The organism is Stenotrophomonas sp. YJH_SMC_25 (genome assembly GCF_059369595.1).
In genome coordinates, this window is the sequence record NZ_JCAFSV010000003.1 from 51,787 (window position 1) to 68,426 (window position 16,640).

The window sequence follows — 16,640 nt, forward strand, 5'->3', positions numbered from 1 at the left end:
GTCAGAGCACCGCGTTGTGGAAGTCGAAGTTCAGATCGCTGCCGGCCGACTGCACCATGTTGCCCTGGATGTAGTCGACACCGCCCACCCACATCGCGGCGGCGGCCTGCGGATCTTCGATCTGCTGGCCGATGATCTGCTGCCCGGCGGCGTGCGCCCGCTCGATTGCCCGGCGCAGCTCTTCGCGCGTGGCCGGATTGGAATGACTGCTGGAGAAGCGCGCGGCCATGCGCACGAACGACAACGGCAGCTGGGTCAGCAGCGCATCGGCTTCGCCCCCGGGTTCGAACTGGCTCAGGCAGAAGCGCACGCCGGCGCCGGCCATGCGCTGGCAGAACTGCTGTAGCGGCACGGTATGGATCAGCGCGTCGGGCAGGCGGACGTCGATCACCAGCGCGCTGCCGGGCAGGTCGCGCTGCTGCAGCGATTCCAGCAGCCAATCCGCGAACGCATCGCGTTGCAGGGTGCGCAGCGACTGCGAAACGAACAGGTTCAGTGGTTGCGTCGCGTGCCGGTAAAGGTCGAGAAGGCCCAGTGCATGGTCCATCACCTGCTGGTCGAGATCGGCGATGCGCCCGGCAGCCTCTGCGGCCGGAATCACCTGGCCTGCCGCCAGCAGCGTACCGTCGGCCTGGCGAAGGCGCAGCAGCAGCTGGTACTGCGCGGTGTTGCCGCCGGCGACGGCGACGATCGGCTGGTAGGCCAGCTCAAGCTGGCCTTCCAGCAGTGCCAGGTGTTCCTGCTCGCTGGTCACGTCGCGGTGCACGTGGCCGGCCACGCCGGCGCTGAGCAGCCGTGCCTGCAGGGTGGTGCGCTCGACTGCCTCCAGCGCGCTGTTGGCATCGTCGAAGCCCGGCGACAGCGGTGCATAGCCGACCACGCCCCGCAGATGCACCGATTCGTCATCGCGGATCACGAAGGCCCGCGCCGACAACTGCTCGCGCAGCGCAGCGGCAATGCCTTCCAGGCTGTCCTCGCTGACATTGCGCGCAAGCAGCAGGAAGCTGTTGTCGTTCAGGCGCGCCAGCAGGTGCGGGTGGCCGGCTTCTGCCAGGCGTTGCCCGGCCTGCACCATCAGGCGCTCGAAGGCGGCATAGCCATAGCGCTCGCGCAGGCCCAGTGCGCTGGATATCTCGACGAACAGCACGCCGCCCTGGTCACGGTGGGCGAGCGCGGCGTTGAGCTGCTGCAGCACGTGATGCCGCGTCGGCAGCCCGGTTTCCGGATTGCTGGTGGCCGGGGTGCCGGATACGCCGGGCAGGGTTGCGGCCTGCGCCCGCGCGCGGCGGATGCGGTTGGCCACGGCGGCGATCAGGTGGCGCGGTCGGATCGGCTTGCTCAGGTAGTCGTCGGCGCCACTGTCGAGCACCTCGAACTGGCGTTCCGGGTCCGGGTCGCCGCTGAGGAACACGATGGGCAGCAGCTGCAGGCCGGGCTGCTGGCGGATCAGCGCGGTCAGGCGCATGCCGTCCAGACCGGGCAGGTGCAGGTCCATCAGGATCAGGTCGGGGCGATGTTCCTTGATCGCCTGCAGCGCACCGTCGGCATCGCTGTGCACGATCGCCTGCATGCCGGCGCCATGCAGCACGCTCTGTGCGAACAGTGCCTGGGCGCGATCATCCTCGACGATCAGCACGCGGTAGGGCGAATCGGAGTGCAGCGGTGCCGGGTCATTGCCGCCGGCCTCGGCCAGCAGGGATGGGCCGGGCAGCGGCGGCGGTGCGCTGCCGATCGATGCGGGTGCGTCGGAGGCGGCCAGCGGCGGAACCGCTGCCGGCGCTGCGGCGACGGCGCTCGCCGGTTCAGCGGTCCAGCGTTGCCAATGATCGGCCGGAGGGGTTTCAGCGCGTCCCGGGCGGGCGCCCGCGGGGGATTCGTTTGCGGCCATCGGTGCTCCTGGTGTTCGCGTCCATTATGCGACAAGCCCGGCGATCAACCGGTGCCGGGCTGGCGTGGGCTGTCGGGCGACGCACTGCGTGCCAGCCAGCGCACGCCTCTCCACAGGGTGCGCCAGACCAGCCACACCAGCAGTGCGCCCGCCAGGCTGCAGGCCAGCACCACGATCAGCGCGATCCACGGGTGTGCCAGGGCCAGGGCCAGGCCACCGACCACCACGGTGTCCTCGGCGGCGGAGGCCACCCAGTTGCTGGCAGGCTCGGGCGAGGTATTGAGCAGGGCGCGGGTGCCTGCCTTCAGGCCGTGGCTGGCCAGCGCGACACCTGCACCGGCAGCAAGTGCGCCGGTGCCCAGCTGCCCATCCGGCGACAGCGTGGCTGCGGCAAGGAAGGCACCTGCGGGTACACGTGCCAGGGTCTGCACCAGATCCCACGCCGAGTCGACGCCGGGAATCTTGTCGGCGAAGAATTCGGTCACCGCCAGCGCCGCCGAGGTGCCCAGCACCCACCACGATTCAGTGGCCTGCAGGGCCGGTGGCAGGTCGACCCAACCGAGCAGGCCGGCCAGGCCGACACCGAACACGGTGAGGTAGACGCGGATGCCGGCCAGCCAGGCCAGCAGGATGCCGATCACGAACAGGTGGGCTTCGGTCATGGCGATGCTCCGGCGACGGAACTGTGCAGGGGACCACACTATCGACGATGGCATGCCTGAACGCCACAGACCGTGGCTCGCCACTGCGCAGGAAACCCACCCGTCCTGTCATACACTAGCCCGTCGTTTGCCACAGGGGCCGTACCGGTGTCGCCCTCGCGATGCCCCGGAATCCACCCATGACCAACCGTCCTCCCATGCGCGTGCAGGTCCGCCTGCCCGGCGCGCCGCAACCGCCGGCCGACCGCCGCCGCCTGCTGGTGATCGGCGGCATCTGGCTGCTCAGCCTGGTGCTGGCGGTGCTCGGCGGCTGCTGGATGGCCACCCCGCGCGATGCGCAGGGCCAGCGCCTGCAGGCCGCCGAGAAGCGTGCCGAGACGCTGCAGGCGCAGCTGACCGAACTGCGCCAGAAGCAGGCCACGCTGGAAGCCTCCGACCGCATCAGCCGCGCCGCCAACACCGAGGTGCAGTCTTCGCTGGCCGAGCGCGATGAGGAAATCGCCGGCCTGCGTGCCGACGTTGCCTTCTATGAGCGCCTGGTGGGTTCGACCAGCCAGCGCAAGGGCCTGAACACCCATTCGATCGAGTTCAGCCCGGAAGCGGCCGGCACCTGGCAGTACACCGCGGTGCTGACCCAGAACCTCAACCGCGGCGCCATCAGCCAGGGGCAGATGCGCTTCACCGTGGAAGGCGTCAAGAACGGCAAGCTGGCCACGATCAGCTGGGATGATCTGCACCAGCGCAGCAAGGTACCGGGACAGGATTACTCGTTCCGGTACTTCCAGCAGCTCACCGGCAGCGTGATGCTGCCGGCTGACTTCACCCCGCAACGCGTGCGGGTGACATTGGGGAGTGGTACGGGGGGTACCACCCAGGTATTCGACTGGAAACAGGCCGGTGCGCCGGCCAGCAAAGGGGAGTAGGCAGATGTTCGGAAGCAGCAAATCCAACCGTGAAGGCCAGCTGGTGGTGGATGCCCTGATCGGCAACCAGGTGGTGATCCGCGGTGATGTGGAATTCAGTGGTGGCCTGTACGTGGAAGGCCGCATCCATGGCAAGGTGATCGCCGCCGAAGGCGCCAGTGGCGCGACCCTGACGGTCGCCGAGCATGGCGTGATCGAGGGCGAGATCCGTGCCCAGGTGGTGGTCATCAGTGGCCGCCTGGACGGCGACGTGCACGCCAGCGAGAAAGTCGAACTGACCCCGAGCGCGCGGGTCAACGGCAACGTCCATTACCAGGTGGTGGAGATGAATGCGGGCGCCCAGCTGAACGGTCGCCTGATCCACGCCAGCGCCCCGATGGCCGCCCTGCCGGCCCCGGAAGCTGATGAGGCCACTGGCGGCAAGGGTGACACCGCCGCGCGCCGCAAGCTGGCCGAGGCGATGGCTTGAAAGCCATCGTCGGCACCCCCATGCTGACACCATGAGCACGCTAGTCTCCCTGCCCGGCGCCACCCCGGCCGCCGCGCCCGATTACCAGTCGCTGGAGCGCCCGCTGAACTTCACCGAGTCGGCGGCCGCCAAGGTCAAATCCCTGATCCAGGAAGAGGGCAACCCCGACCTGGCCCTGCGCGTGTACATCGAAGGTGGTGGCTGTTCGGGCTTCCAGTACGGGTTCGAGTTCGACGAGAACCGTGCCGAGGACGATCTGGCGGTACAGACCAGCGGGGTGACCCTGCTGGTCGACCCGTTGAGCCTGCAGTACCTGATGGGCGCCGAGGTGGACTACACCGAGAGCCTGACCGGTGCACAGTTCGTGATCCGCAACCCGAACGCAAAGACCACCTGCGGCTGCGGCAGCAGTTTCAGCATGTAGGCGGGGCGCGGGGCCTGCGTCCCGCGCGACAAGGTGTGTGGAGCAAGCTCCACACCCACAGACGGCTTCGGCAAAGCCCGCGGCTTGCCACCCGCATCGATTGGCGGCACGCTTGCAGGATGCCCAATACTCCTTCGCCGCTTTCCGGTTTCGCCTTCGTGGGCGAACCGCTGGAGCGCGCCGATGCCCTGCGCGAAGATGCCGATGCACTGGCGCGCCTGTGGCCGGGCGCGCACATTCTGGTGCTCGATCAGGACGGCAGCGCCTTCACCGGCGATGACGACCAGCCGCTGGCGCTGACCGGCGCCGACATCGGCGGCGGTCCCGGCTCCGCGATCTTCCTCGGCCTGCGCGGGGAACAAGCGTGGTTCTCGGTTGAAGCCGCCAGCGTCACCGTCACCGCACCACGTCGCCTCGACCTGCGCCAGGCCGCCCTGCTGTGGTCGGTGGCTGATGCGACCGCTTTCAGCTACGCACGTGGCATGTCCTACTGGCACTCGCGCACCCGTTTCTGTGGAGTATGCGGTGGTGCCGTGGCGTTTGCCCGTGGCGGCTTCGTGGGGCGTTGCGCGCAGTGTTCCACCGAGCACTATCCGCGTGTCGACCCCGCTGTGATCGTGGCGGTTGAAAACCAGGGCCGCCTGCTGCTCGGCCGCCAGTCAAACTGGGCGCCACGTCGCTACTCTGTGCTGGCCGGCTTCGTCGAACCGGGCGAGACCTTCGAGCAGACCGTGGTGCGCGAAGTCCACGAGGAGAGCAAAGTGCGGGTGACGGCCTGCCAGTACCTCGGTTCGCAGCCGTGGCCATTCCCGGGTGCGCTGATGGTTGGCTTTCGCGCACAGGCGCAGGATGACCTGCCGACCGTGGACGGTGAGCTGGAAGACGCGCGCTGGTTCAGTGCCGACGAGGTCGGCGCAGCGCTGGCGCGCGATGTGGAGGACGATGGCCAGGGCATCCGCCTGTCGCCGCCGATCTCGATTTCGCGCGGCCTGATCGAGCATTGGTACCGGCAGCAGAAGGGCTGAGGCGGGCCGGCTGGGGTGATTGCATTGCCGCCACCTGAACACGGCACGGGTTACAGTCCGGTTCACCGCTGAGGGCGCCGCTGCGACAGGTAAGGTAGCGGCGCCGAGCGTTCTGTTTCGTAGGGAGACCTGCCATGTTCACCACTCTGGCCGCCGTGCTGGTGGCACTGGCCCTGGGCCATGTTGCTCCGGCCGCTGCTGCCTCGCTGCGCCGTTTCGACGGTTTCCGGCGTTGGCTGGGCTGGCTGGATGCGCGTGGTGGCAAGGCCTGGCAGGGACCGGCCGGCGTTGCCTTGGCCCTGCTGCCGCCGCTGTTGCTGATGGCGCTGCTGGCGTGGCTGTTGCGCGGGGTGCTGTTCGGCCTGCCGTCGCTGCTGCTGGGCGTGGCGGTGCTGGCCTGGTGCTGGGGCCCGCGTGACCTGGACCGCGATATCGAGGCCATCATCGATGCCGATGATGCGGCGACGCGGCAGGCTGCAGTGCGCAACCTGCAGTCGGCCGGCGGCAGCCTGCGCGAGGACATTCCGTCACTGGTCGAGGCGACGGTGCTCAACGCACTGCGGCGCTGGTTCGCGGTGCTGTTCTGGTTCCTGTTGCTGGGCCCGGCTGGCGCGCTCGGTTACCGGTTGCTGGCGCTGATGGCGGAAAGCCCGATGCGTGCCCGCGTGCCGGTGGAGCCGCTGGCGCTGGCGCAGCGGCTGCTGGGCTGGATTGAGTGGCCGGTGGCACAGCTGATGGCGTTCTCGATGGCGCTGGTGGGCAATTTCGATACGGCGTGGAAGGCGTGGCGCCAGGCCCATGGCGAGCGCCTGACCGGCAACACCGGGTTCCTGGGTGCGGTGGCGCGGGCCAGCGTCAACGCCGAACTGCGCGAGGATGCGCACGACTACACCGAGGCGGGGCTGTTGCCGGTGTGGCAGCGGTTGCCGGACCTGCGTGATGCGATGAGCCTGGTGTGGCGGATGCTGCTGCTGTGGCTGGCGATCCTCGCCCTGCTGGTGATTGCAGGCTGGGTGACGTAGTTGCTGTTGCAGGGCTTGCAGCCCTGCACCTGCAGAGGCAACAGAGCAACAGCTGGATTGCTGCGGGTTGGCGGGGTGGGTCGGATGGCGGGGGACGCCGTGAATCCATCCATGGAGGCTTGGTCGCCGCTTGCTCGTGTGCGCTGTCCTGCGCACACGGCAAGACCCGGGTTGGGCGTCCTGCCCAACCCGCCCGAGGCATGCCTCGGGCCCATGCGGCTCACACCCCCGCCATCCGACCCACCCCGCCTTCGACAGTTTTCCGCGCACGGACGTTCTCCAGAGCCGAGCCATGCTTGGCTCCGAGCGAGCGTAGCGAAGCGATCCGCTTCTGCTTTTGATCTTTTCTTTCTTTTCCGTGGTGGACGCGCACGGAAACTGTCCGTGGCCGGGCGGGATGGGTTTGCGGGGGTGTCCGCGGCATGGATGCCGCGGCCAAGCCTCCACGGACGGATTCACGGCGTCCCCCGCAAACCCATCCCGCCCGGCCAACCCCAAGGCTTCTGCCTTCAAACGCCGCCCACCACGAGGGGCTGCGCCGTTGGCTGGAAACCTAGATCGGTGCCAGTGCAGTGAACGGTGCCCAAGGCAGGTTGCGCAGCAGCGCATACCCGGGCAGCACCCAGAGCCAGAACACAGGATTGGCCAGCACCCGCATCAGCGGGTCGAGCACGCGTGGGCGGATGCCGGCGATGTTCAGCAGCATCAGCAACAGGAACGGCAGGCTGATGACCAGCAGCGGGTTCATCGCCATCGCGCCGGGCAGGTCGAAGTGGACCAGGGAATACAGGCAGCGCGTGCTGCCACAGCCCGGGCAGTACAGGCCGGTCAGGGCGTACAGCGGGCAGCTTGGCAGTGGATTGCCGGGGACGTAGGGATTGACGTTGCGCAGCACCACCGTGGCACCCACGGCCAGGCCGGCGGAAGCCAGCAGCGGCGCCCAGCGGGCGAGTCGGGAACGAGCGGGAAGCGCGGACATGCAACAACGGATCCGGCGCAGGCGCCGGATCCGTCCAGGCATATCAGTAGCCGCTGTTGCTCATCGCGCCCATGCCGCCGAGCACGACGAAGAACAGCACGTACAGCACGACCAGCACGGCCCAGGCAATGGCCGACCAGATGGCCCACTTCTTGGCCTTGGCGGCGGAGTCCTGGGCGCCGGCGATGTCGCCAGCGGCCAGCTTGCCGTTGACCTGCGCGGCGTAGACGATCGACACGATGCCGGCCGGCAGGCAGCAGAACAGGGTGGTCAGGATGGCCCAGACCAGGTTGTTCGGGACCTGCGGAGTAGCGGTATTCATGGGTTCAAGCTCCTTGATGGGTGGTGGTGGTGAATCATTGGTCGGAAAGAGCGCCCAGTACGGCCAAGCCGCCGAACAGCCCGAGCCACAACAGCAACAGGACCGGCAGGGCCACGGCCGAAGCCACTGCCCACCAGCCCGCCTTGCGCGACGCGCTGTAGGCCCCCGGCAGATCGCCAGCCGCGCGGCGGCCATCGACCTGGGAGGCATAGACGATCGACACCACGCCCAACGGCAGGCAGCAGAACAGCGTCGTCAGGATCGCCCAGACCAGATGGTTGGGGATGTAGACCGGACGGCTGAGCGGTGGTGGTTGATTCAAAGCGAGACTCCATTCCTTGGTGGCCGGCCTTGGTGAATCGGCCGAACCTCCCCCCTGTGGGTGCGTAATCTACCGCAACCGGCGTTGCATGTATGCGTTTACACGCACGGCATGTCGTGTTCGCCACTGGACGGTGGCGTATGCGGGGGAGGTTGCCGGGCCTGCCTGTCAGTCCGATTCTGTCAGGCGTGATCGCCGCGCAGGGCCCGCACCTGGGCTTCCAGCGCCTGGGCGTTGGTGGTGTGGCCGTCCATGGACGGTGCCGCCACCACCTCGACGGTGGCTCGGAAACGGCGCGGCACCCGCATGCGGCCGAGGCGGCTGTCGCGCCGGCTCCACATGCTCGACCACATGCCGCGCAGGGCCATCGGCACCACCGGCACCGGCCGCCGTTCGAGGATCTTCTCGACGCCGGACTTGAACGGGGCGATTGCACCATCCCTGGTCAGTGCGCCTTCCGGGAAGATGCAGACCAGCTCGCCTTCGGCCAACGCGGCGTCGATGTCATCGAACGCGCGCTGCATCAGCGCCGGGTCTTCGCGCGCACCGGCGATCGGGATCGCCTTGGCGGTACGGAAGATCCAGCGCATCACCGGGATGTTGAAGATCCTGTAGTACATGACGAAGCGCACCGGACGCGGAATCGTCGCCGACAGGATCAGTGCGTCCATGTAGCTGACATGGTTGCAGACCAGCAGCGCGGCGCCTTCGTCGGGCACGTTGGCTTCGATGCCGTGCGGGCGCAGCCGGTACAGGGTGCGCACCATCAGCCAGCTGAGGAAGCGCATCAGGAATTCGGGGACGATGGTGAAGATGTAGATCGCCACCAGCGCGTTGGCGATGGCCAGCGCCAGGAACTGCTGCGGGATGCTCCAGTGCAGCAGCTTGTGCGCGGCCAGCGACAACAGGGCTGCGCCGACGATGAAGCCGGAATTCTGGATGTTCAGTGCGGCGAACACGCGCGACATCTGCGCCTTCGGCGTGCGGCTCTGGATCAGCGCGAACAATGGCACCACGAAGATACCGGTGAACAGGCCGATGCCGATCAGGTCGATGACGATGCGGATGCTGCCCGGCTGCTGCAGGAAGGTGCCGATGGTCAACCCGTGCACCGTCGCCTCGCCGCTGCGCGCGAAGTACAGGTCGAGCAGGAACGCGGTCATGCCGAACGCGCCCAACGGCACCAGGCCGATTTCCACCGTGCGTGCCGACAGCTTTTCGCACAGCAGCGAGCCGACGCCGGTGCCGACCGAGAACAGGGCCAGCGCAAAGATGTACAGGGTCGGTTCGCCGCCGAGGTTGGTCACCGCATAGGCCGGCAGCTGCGAGGTCAGCACGGTGCCGACGAACCAGAACCAGGACACGCCCAGGATTGAATTGCGCACCGCCTTCTGCTGGCGCGCCATGCGCAGCACCGCCAGCGATTCCGGCAGCGGGTTCCAGTTGATCTTCAGGTCCGGGTCGCCGGCATCGACCTTGGGAATCAGGCGGGCGGCGATGTTGCCGCAGATCGCCAGCGCGATGATCGCGCACGCGGCCACCACCGTGCCATGGCTGCCGGCCACGGTGAACACCAGGCCGCCGACGATCATGCCGGACAGGATCGACATCGAGGTGCCCATCTCGACCAGGCCGTTGCCGCCGGTCAGCTCTTCGGGCTTGAGCACCGAGGGCAGCACCGAGTACTTCACCGGGCCGAACAGGGTTGACTGCATGCCGGTGCAGAACAAGGCGACCAGCAGCACCGGCAGGCTCTGGGTGAGGAAGCCGGTGGCCGCCAGCGACATGATCACGATCTCCATGGTGGTGGTGATCACGATCAGTCGCGATTTTTCCAGCTTGTCGGCGATCTGCCCGGCCAGTGCCGAGAACAGGAAGTACGGCAGGATGAAGATGGCCGGTGCCAGCGTGGCGTACAGCCCCAGTTCTTCCTCCGGCACGGCCATGAACAGCAACATGCTGATGATCGCCTGCCGGTACACGTTGTCGTTGAACGCACCCAGCGCCTGGACGACGAAGAACGGCAGGAAACGGCGCTGGCGCAGCAGGGCGAACTGGTTGTGACCGGACATGGAACCTCCTTGACCGGCGCAGCCTAGCATTCCTGCCTATCCGCTGTGGGTGCGGACCTGTGGGTGCGGATCGTTGGTCCGCACACCTGTCGATGGTCTCAGACGATATCGTCGACCACGCCGCCGTCCACGCGCAGTGCTGCACCGGAGGTGGCCGAAGCCTGCGGCGAGGCCAGGTACACCACCATGTTGGCTACTTCCTCGACCGTGGCGGTGCGCTGGATCACCGAAGACGGCCGGTGTGCCATCACGAACTCGCGGCCGATCTGCTCCAGCGGCTTGCCGCTGCGCTGGCGTTCATCTTCGAACATCGCCGCGAAACCGTCGGACAGGGTCGGGCCGGGCAGCACCGCGTTGACGGTGACGCCACTGCCGGCCACGCGCTTGGCCAGGCCGCGCGACAGCGACAGCTGCGCGGTCTTGCTGACACCGTAATGGATCATGTCGGCGGGAATGTTGCGTGCCGATTCGGAGGAGATGAACAGCACGCGGCCCCAGCCGGCGTCGACCATCGCCGGCAGCAGTGCCCGCGACAGACGCACGCCAGACATCACGTTGGTCTGCCAGTAGCGCTCCCAGGTGGCGTCTTCGGTCTCGAAGAAGTCCTCGGGGCCGAAGATGCCGGCGTTGTTGACCAGGATGTCGACCTTGGGCAGGCCGGCCAGCAGCACATCGACACCGGCTGCATCGGAAAGGTCGGCGGCGACGCCGATCACCTCGGCACCCGGAACGGTGGCGAGCAGGCGCTGGCGGGCGCGTTCGACACTGTCGGTGCTGCGGCCGTTGAGAATGACCCGCGCACCCGCCGCGGCAAGACCCTGGGCGATCGCCAGGCCGATGCCGGCGGTGGAAGCGGTAACGAGCGCGGTGCGGCCGGCGAGTTCGATCTTCATGGGGGGAGTCCAGGAGCAGGGGATCACGCAGTATCCGCGCAGGACCGTGATCGGGATGCAGCGCCAGGCGCAACACACGGTTGCACACGGTGCAGTCCATCCACGCCATGCGTGGATGGACTGCGGGTCGCGCCAGGCCATGCCCGGCGCCGGCCTTCAGGTGAGCGTGCGCACCGCCTCATTGGCCGCCGCCCGCACCTTCGGCAGCATCCGCAGCACCAGCGCCATCTGCGTGCGGATCAACTGCAGCTTCGCCGGCATCGCCTCGTCGATCTGCTCCAGCTCGGCCGCCACCGCGCGATCAGCGTCGTTGTCGTCCTCGTTGACCGGCTGCCGTGCGGTCAGGGCCGAGGCCAGCTGCTGCAGCGCTTTCCGCACGCGGTCACCGGCGGCCAAGGCCAGCGGATCGCCGGCGTAGCTGTCCACCTGGTCGCGGTGTGCACCCAGCGCCGACAAGTGCCCAAGCAGCGTGTTGGAGAGCGCCAGGAAGTGGAAGCCGGCATCCAGGTTGCGGCGCACATGACCGGGTTCGCGCAGCATGTTCGACAGCGCGGTGGACAGCGCGGCGTCGGCGTTGTGCATGTCGCGGCGGGCGATGCGATAGGCCAGGTCATCGCGCATGCCGCTGCGGTACTGGCCCAGCACCGAATCCAGGTAGCGCGCGGCGGTATCCAGCACCCGCGCCAGCACAAGGTGCAGCTGGCGGCCCTGCCAGTCGGGCAGGATCAGGAACGCGGCGGCAGCGGCAATCGCGCAGCCCAGCAGCGTGTCGACCATGCGCGGCACGATCAGCACGAAGCCATCGCCGATCAGGTTGAAGCAGGTCAGGGCCATCACCGTGATCGCCGCCGATGCCACCAGGTAGCGGTCGGTGCGGGTGAAGAAGAACAGCAGCGCCGACAGCAGCGCGATCAGCAGTTGCACGTGCAGTTGCGGGAACAACTGCAGCAGCGCCCAGGTGAGCACGAGGCCGGCCACGGTGCCGACGATGCGCTGCGCCAGGCGTTGGCGGGTGGCGCCGAAGTTGGGCCGGCACACGAATACGATGGTCAGCAGCACCCACGAGCCGTTCTGCGCATTGAACAGACGGATCGCGGCGAAACCGGCGATCAGCGCCAATGCCATGCGCAGGCCGTGGCGGAACAGGACCGAGCCGGGCGTGAGCTGCTGGCGCACGCGCACGCCCATCTCGCGCAGGGTATGCGGGTTGCTGTCGCGCAGGCGCGTATCGACATTGTCGAGGCTGGCCTCGGAGCGTTCGGCGTCCAGCAGGCGGCGTTCGATGCTGCGCAGGTTGTGCACCAGCAGGTCCAGCGAACCCAGCAGTCGCTGCCACTGCGGGCGCTGCTGGTCGCGCAGGTAGGCCAGCGCATCGGCCAGGTCGCGCCCGGCCTGCTGGTTGGTTTCGCCATACACGAACGGGCGGCGCAGGCGGATCGCCTCGCCCAGGCGCGCGCAGGCCTGGCCCTGAAGATCGAGCAGGCGCTGGCAGCGGTACAGCACGTCGCTGTGGAAGAACGCATCGACCAGGGCGCCGTAAGGGTAGTGCGAGGAACTGGCGCGCTCGTGGAAATCCTGTGCCATGTAATAGAGGCGCAGGTACAGGCCGGAGTTCACGCCCGGCCGCCCGGAACGGCCGAAGCGGGCGAGAATCGCGGTCTTGGCCTCGTTCAACGCGCCGACCACGCGCCGGTTCTGCTCGGCCAGGTCGAGCTGGCGGCGTTGCAGGTCGGCCTCACGTACCGGTTCGAACAGGGCGGCCTTCAGCTGCAGGTAGCGGCCCAGCTCGATGTAAAGCCGCGCCACGCGCTCGCGCACCGGTCGGTTGGCGAACAGTGCGGTCCACAGGATCGACAGCAGTCCGTACCAGACGGCGCCCGCCAGCAGGTGGCTGACCGCTTGCAGCGCGGTATGCAGGTCGCTGGCACCGTGCTGCTCCAGCCCGATCATGGTGTAGATCGCCAGCGTTACCGTGGCCTGGGCGATGGATGCGTAGCGCTCGCCGAGCGCGCCCAGCAGGGTCAGGCCGAAGGTGGACAGTGCCAGCGCGCCGATGAAGATCCACGGCCAGGGGAACAGCCAGATCACCGACGCCGCAGCGATGCAGAAACACAGCAGCGACAGCGCCACCGCCTTGGTCCGGCCCCACCAGTTGTCGTCGGTCTCGGCGATGGCGCTGGCGATGATGCCGAGGAAAACGCCGGGCAGGGCGGTCAGCGCATCCAGCTGCCAGCACACGGCAAGCGCTGCGGTCAGGGCGATGAACACGCGCAGGCCGTAACTGGCCTTCTCGTGGGCCCACAGGCGGCTGAGGCGGGATTGGCGGGCGGGCATGCAGGCTCGGCGGAAGGATCTCCCACCATTATTGCGGGGTGCGCGTGAAATATGGAGGGCGGACCACCGCGGTAGTGCCGGCCGCTGGCCGGCAGATTTGCCGTACCGAGAAAGCCGGCCAGCGGCCGGCTCTACCCGTAGATCCACGCCATGCGTGGATGGGCCGTTCTACGCACGCTGCGCGCGCTTGAGCAGCTTCGCTTCGCGCTTGCGCGCGCGACGGGCCCGCCAGCGTTCGGCCAGGCACGAGAAGATCACGTACAGCGCTGGCGTGCTGAGCAGGGTCAGGCTCTGCGAGAACAGCAGGCCGCCGATCATCGCGATGCCCAGCGGGCGGCGCAGTTCGGAGCCTTCGCCCAGGCCGATCGCCAGCGGCACCGCCGCCAGGATCGCCACCATCGTGGTCATCATGATCGGGCGGAAGCGCACGATGCTGGCCTCGCGCGCGGCATCGCGCGGTGCCAGGCCATGCTCGCGCTGCGCCACCAGCGCGAAGTCGATCATCATGATCGCGTTCTTCTTGACGATGCCGATCAACAGCACCAGCGCGATCATCGAGATCACCGACAACTCGGTGTTGGTGCCGAACAACGCGAGCAGTGCACCCACGCCCGCCGCCGGCAGCGTGGACAGGATGGTGACCGGATGGATCAGGCTCTCGTAGAGCATGCCCAGCACCAGGTACACGGCCAGGATCGCGGCGAACACCAGGATCAGCATGTCGCTGGGGTCGGAGTTGAAGCCGAAGCCCGCATCATCGGCCAGGCGGATGTCACCAGGCATGCGCATGCCGGCCACGGTCGCGTCGATGATCGCCTTGGCCTCACCCATGCTCACGTTCGGAGCCAGGTTGTAGCTGAGGTCCATCGTCGTGTACTGGTTCTCGTGGGTGATCTGCGACGGGGCCAGGCCGGGCATCTGCGTGGCCACCGCGGTGATCGGCACCATGTCGCCATTGCGCGCACGTACGTACACCTCGTCCAGCGCGGCGGGGGTGGCGGTCTGCGAGGGCAGGGCGTTGACCACCACGCTGTACTGGTTGATGTCCGAATAGATGGTGGAGATCTGGCGCTGGCCGAACGCACCGTACAGCGCACCGTCGATGGCACCCACGGTGATACCCAGGCGTGCGGCCTTGGCGCGGTCGATCTGGATGTTCTGGCGCAGGCCGGCGTTGTCCACGTCGGTACCGACATCGCGCAGCTTGGGGTTCTTCTTCAGCTCCGCCTGCAGCTTGGGCAGCCATTCCTGCAGCGATGCCAGGTCGTTGCCCTGCAGCGAGATGCGGTACTGCGCGCCCTGGCTGGAACCGCCGCCATCGTTGCTGGGCAGATCCTGGATCGCGCGCAGGCGCAGCTGCAGGTCGGGGTAGCGGTCGGCCTTGGCACTCAGCCGTGCGAGTGCGTGCGCCGTGGTTTCGCGACGGCCATCGCTGCGCGACTTCAGCTCGATGTTGAACTGTGCGCTGGAGCCCTGGCGGCCGCTGCCCAGGCGCACGCCCACGGTCTTCACCGCGGGGTCGGCCATCAGCATGTCGGTGATGCGGCGCTGGCGGGCGACCATGTCCTCGAAGGACACCGTGGCGCTGGAATTGGCGCGGCCCCAGATCAGGCCGGTGTCCTGCGGCGGGAACGCGCCCTTTTTCACCGCGCCGAACAGGAAGACGGTGGCGCCGATCAGGATCAGCGGGGTCAGCGACAGCAGCAGCGCGTGGCGCAGCGAGAAGTCGAGGAACACGGTGTAGACGCGAAGCATGCGCTCATGGCCGGCATCCAGCCAGCGGCCGAAGCGCGACGGCGGCGCGCTGTGGTCGTGCGCGCTGAGGAACCGGCTGCACAGCGCCGGAGTCAGCGTCAGCGAGACGATCATCGAGACCACGATGGCCGCCACCAGGGTGACGGTGAATTCGCGGAAGAACGCACCCATCATGCCGCTGGCGAACAGGAGCGGGATGAACACCGCCACCAGCGAGGCGGTGATCGAGACGATGGTAAAGCCGATCTCGCGCGCGCCGGTGAGCGCCGCCTGCATCCGCGGCATGCCTTCGTCGAGGTGGCGCATGATGTTCTCGATCACCACGATCGCATCGTCGACCACGAAGCCGATGGCGATCACCAGCGCCAGCAGGCTCAGGTTGTTCAGGGTGAAGCCCATCACGTACATCACCAGCGCGGCACCGGCCAGCGACAGCGGCACGGTCACCGCAGCGATCAGCGTGGGTGCCAGCCGGCGCAGGAACAGCGCCATGGTCAGCACCACCATCGCCAGGCTGATCAGCAGGGTGATCTGCACTTCATGCAGCGACGAGCGGATGGTCGGCGTACGGTCGAAGTACGGCGTCATCGTGGTGCCGGGCTGCAGGTAATCGCGCAGGGTCGGGATCTGCGCCTTGACCCGGTCCACGGTCTCCACAATGTTGGCGCCGGCACGGGTGAACACGTACATCACCACCGCCGGTTTGTGGTCGAACCACGCGGCCTGGTAGGCATCCTGCTGGCCGTCGTAGACGTTGGCGATGTCCTTCAGGCGGATCACCCGGCCATCGCCCTGGGTCTTGACCACCAGGTCGGCGAAGTCGGCGGCACGCGCCACCGAGTCGTTGGCGATGATCGCGGTAGTGGTGTTGCCGTCGCTGAGGAAACCGGTGGGCGAGGTCACGTTGGCCGCGCGCACGGCGTTGCGCAGGTCATCGGCGGTCAGGCCGAGCGCGTTCATCAGGCGCAGGTTGACGTCCACACGCACCGCCGGCGTCGAAGCGCCAGCGATGTCGACCGAAGCAACGCCGCTGATCTGGCGGATGCGCTGGGCCAGCAGCGAGTCGGCGACGTTGTACAGCTCGTCGGCCGACTGCGTCTGCGAGGTCAGCGCGATGGCGATGACCGGGTCGTCGTTCGGATTCGCCTTCTGGTACATCGGCGAGCCCATGCCCGAAGGCAGGTCGGCCTGCGCCGAGTTGATCGCGGTCTGCACGTCCAGCGCGGCCGAATCGATGTTGTGGCCGCTCTGGAAGATCATGAACACCAGCGAGCTGCCTTCCGAGCTCGACGAGCGCATGCGGTCGATGCCCGGCAGCTGGCCGAGGTGGCGCTCCAGCGGCGCGGTGACTGTCGAGGCCATGGTCGCCGCATCCGCGCCGGACTGGCTGGCGTGCACGAAGATCACCGGGATCTCGATGTTCGGCAGTGCCGATACGCCCAGGCGCAGGTAGCAGATCAGGCCGACCATGAACAGGCCGATGGCCAGCAGCGCGGTGCCGATCGGGCGGCGGATGAAGGGGCCGGACAGGTTCATCGTGCGGCCCACCG

Annotated in this window: 14 protein-coding genes; 5 read left to right on the forward strand and 9 right to left on the reverse strand. The window is 67.8% G+C overall.

Annotation, left to right across the window (positions count from 1 at the left end):
* Position 1: 1 nt before the first annotated feature.
* Together AC5P7E_RS05000 and AC5P7E_RS05005 are read right to left on the reverse strand one after the other, a co-directional pair.
* Complete coding sequence (locus AC5P7E_RS05000; RefSeq protein WP_005411306.1) at positions 2-1,888, reverse strand: EAL domain-containing protein; 1,887 nt, start codon at positions 1,886-1,888, stop codon at positions 2-4.
* 44 nt (positions 1,889-1,932) lie between these two features.
* Positions 1,933-2,550: a DUF4126 domain-containing protein gene (locus AC5P7E_RS05005; protein ID WP_087802564.1), complete on the reverse strand. Its 618-nt coding sequence runs from the start codon at positions 2,548-2,550 to the stop codon at positions 1,933-1,935.
* Positions 2,551-2,729: 179 nt separating this feature from the next.
* On the opposite strand from AC5P7E_RS05005, the gene AC5P7E_RS05010 reads away from it, so the two are divergent.
* The 5 genes from AC5P7E_RS05010 to ampE all read left to right on the forward strand — a co-directional run bounded on the left by AC5P7E_RS05010 (position 2,730) and on the right by ampE (position 6,413).
* Positions 2,730-3,473 (forward strand): DUF6776 family protein, encoded by a 744-nt coding sequence (locus AC5P7E_RS05010; protein WP_005411304.1) that lies wholly within the window; start codon positions 2,730-2,732, stop codon positions 3,471-3,473.
* A 4-nt stretch (positions 3,474-3,477) separates the two neighbouring features.
* Positions 3,478-3,942, forward strand: a complete 465-nt coding sequence (locus tag AC5P7E_RS05015; protein WP_005411303.1) for a bactofilin family protein — start codon at positions 3,478-3,480, stop codon at positions 3,940-3,942.
* A gap of 31 nt (positions 3,943-3,973) precedes the next feature.
* Complete coding sequence (erpA, locus tag AC5P7E_RS05020; RefSeq protein WP_005411302.1) at positions 3,974-4,366, forward strand: iron-sulfur cluster insertion protein ErpA; 393 nt, start codon at positions 3,974-3,976, stop codon at positions 4,364-4,366.
* Between the two features lie 119 nt (positions 4,367-4,485).
* The gene (gene nudC, locus AC5P7E_RS05025; protein WP_005414687.1) at positions 4,486-5,391 is read left to right on the forward strand and encodes an NAD(+) diphosphatase; all 906 of its coding nucleotides are present in this window, start codon (positions 4,486-4,488) and stop codon (positions 5,389-5,391) included.
* A 134-nt stretch (positions 5,392-5,525) separates the two neighbouring features.
* Positions 5,526-6,413, forward strand: a complete 888-nt coding sequence (gene ampE, locus AC5P7E_RS05030) for a regulatory signaling modulator protein AmpE (RefSeq protein WP_005414686.1) — start codon at positions 5,526-5,528, stop codon at positions 6,411-6,413.
* A gap of 553 nt (positions 6,414-6,966) precedes the next feature.
* Here ampE and AC5P7E_RS05035 read toward each other — a convergent pair.
* The 7 genes from AC5P7E_RS05035 to AC5P7E_RS05065 form a co-directional block, all read right to left on the reverse strand.
* Complete coding sequence (locus AC5P7E_RS05035) at positions 6,967-7,392, reverse strand: DUF2752 domain-containing protein (protein WP_099484738.1); 426 nt, start codon at positions 7,390-7,392, stop codon at positions 6,967-6,969.
* 43 nt (positions 7,393-7,435) lie between these two features.
* Positions 7,436-7,714, reverse strand: a complete 279-nt coding sequence (locus AC5P7E_RS05040) for a CD225/dispanin family protein (RefSeq protein ID WP_005411298.1) — start codon at positions 7,712-7,714, stop codon at positions 7,436-7,438.
* A 34-nt stretch (positions 7,715-7,748) separates the two neighbouring features.
* Positions 7,749-8,036, reverse strand: a complete 288-nt coding sequence (locus AC5P7E_RS05045; RefSeq protein WP_005411297.1) for a CD225/dispanin family protein — start codon at positions 8,034-8,036, stop codon at positions 7,749-7,751.
* Positions 8,037-8,218: 182 nt separating this feature from the next.
* Positions 8,219-10,108, reverse strand: a complete 1,890-nt coding sequence (locus tag AC5P7E_RS05050) for an MFS transporter (RefSeq protein ID WP_114618292.1) — start codon at positions 10,106-10,108, stop codon at positions 8,219-8,221.
* Between the two features lie 98 nt (positions 10,109-10,206).
* Entirely contained in the window at positions 10,207-11,001 is a 795-nt protein-coding gene (locus tag AC5P7E_RS05055) for an SDR family NAD(P)-dependent oxidoreductase (protein WP_024958118.1), read from the reverse strand.
* A gap of 156 nt (positions 11,002-11,157) precedes the next feature.
* Positions 11,158-13,335 (reverse strand): YccS family putative transporter, encoded by a 2,178-nt coding sequence (gene yccS, locus AC5P7E_RS05060; protein WP_043034292.1) that lies wholly within the window; start codon positions 13,333-13,335, stop codon positions 11,158-11,160.
* 168 nt (positions 13,336-13,503) lie between these two features.
* The gene (locus AC5P7E_RS05065; RefSeq protein WP_114618291.1) at positions 13,504-16,626 is read right to left on the reverse strand and encodes an efflux RND transporter permease subunit; all 3,123 of its coding nucleotides are present in this window, start codon (positions 16,624-16,626) and stop codon (positions 13,504-13,506) included.
* Between the last annotated feature and the right edge of the window lie 14 nt (positions 16,627-16,640).

Coding starts and splice junctions, on each gene's coding strand:
- AC5P7E_RS05000 (WP_005411306.1), bottom strand. CDS start 1,888: ATGGCCGCAAACGAATCCCCCGCGGGCGCCCGCCCGGGACGCGCTGAA.
- AC5P7E_RS05005 (WP_087802564.1), bottom strand. CDS start 2,550: ATGACCGAAGCCCACCTGTTCGTGATCGGCATCCTGCTGGCCTGGCTG.
- AC5P7E_RS05010 (WP_005411304.1), top strand. CDS start 2,730: ATGACCAACCGTCCTCCCATGCGCGTGCAGGTCCGCCTGCCCGGCGCG.
- AC5P7E_RS05015 (WP_005411303.1), top strand. CDS start 3,478: ATGTTCGGAAGCAGCAAATCCAACCGTGAAGGCCAGCTGGTGGTGGAT.
- erpA (WP_005411302.1), top strand. CDS start 3,974: ATGAGCACGCTAGTCTCCCTGCCCGGCGCCACCCCGGCCGCCGCGCCC.
- nudC (WP_005414687.1), top strand. CDS start 4,486: ATGCCCAATACTCCTTCGCCGCTTTCCGGTTTCGCCTTCGTGGGCGAA.
- ampE (WP_005414686.1), top strand. CDS start 5,526: ATGTTCACCACTCTGGCCGCCGTGCTGGTGGCACTGGCCCTGGGCCAT.
- AC5P7E_RS05035 (WP_099484738.1), bottom strand. CDS start 7,392: ATGTCCGCGCTTCCCGCTCGTTCCCGACTCGCCCGCTGGGCGCCGCTG.
- AC5P7E_RS05040 (WP_005411298.1), bottom strand. CDS start 7,714: ATGAATACCGCTACTCCGCAGGTCCCGAACAACCTGGTCTGGGCCATC.
- AC5P7E_RS05050 (WP_114618292.1), bottom strand. CDS start 10,108: ATGTCCGGTCACAACCAGTTCGCCCTGCTGCGCCAGCGCCGTTTCCTG.
- AC5P7E_RS05055 (WP_024958118.1), bottom strand. CDS start 11,001: ATGAAGATCGAACTCGCCGGCCGCACCGCGCTCGTTACCGCTTCCACC.
- yccS (WP_043034292.1), bottom strand. CDS start 13,335: ATGCCCGCCCGCCAATCCCGCCTCAGCCGCCTGTGGGCCCACGAGAAG.
- AC5P7E_RS05065 (WP_114618291.1), bottom strand. CDS start 16,626: ATGAACCTGTCCGGCCCCTTCATCCGCCGCCCGATCGGCACCGCGCTG.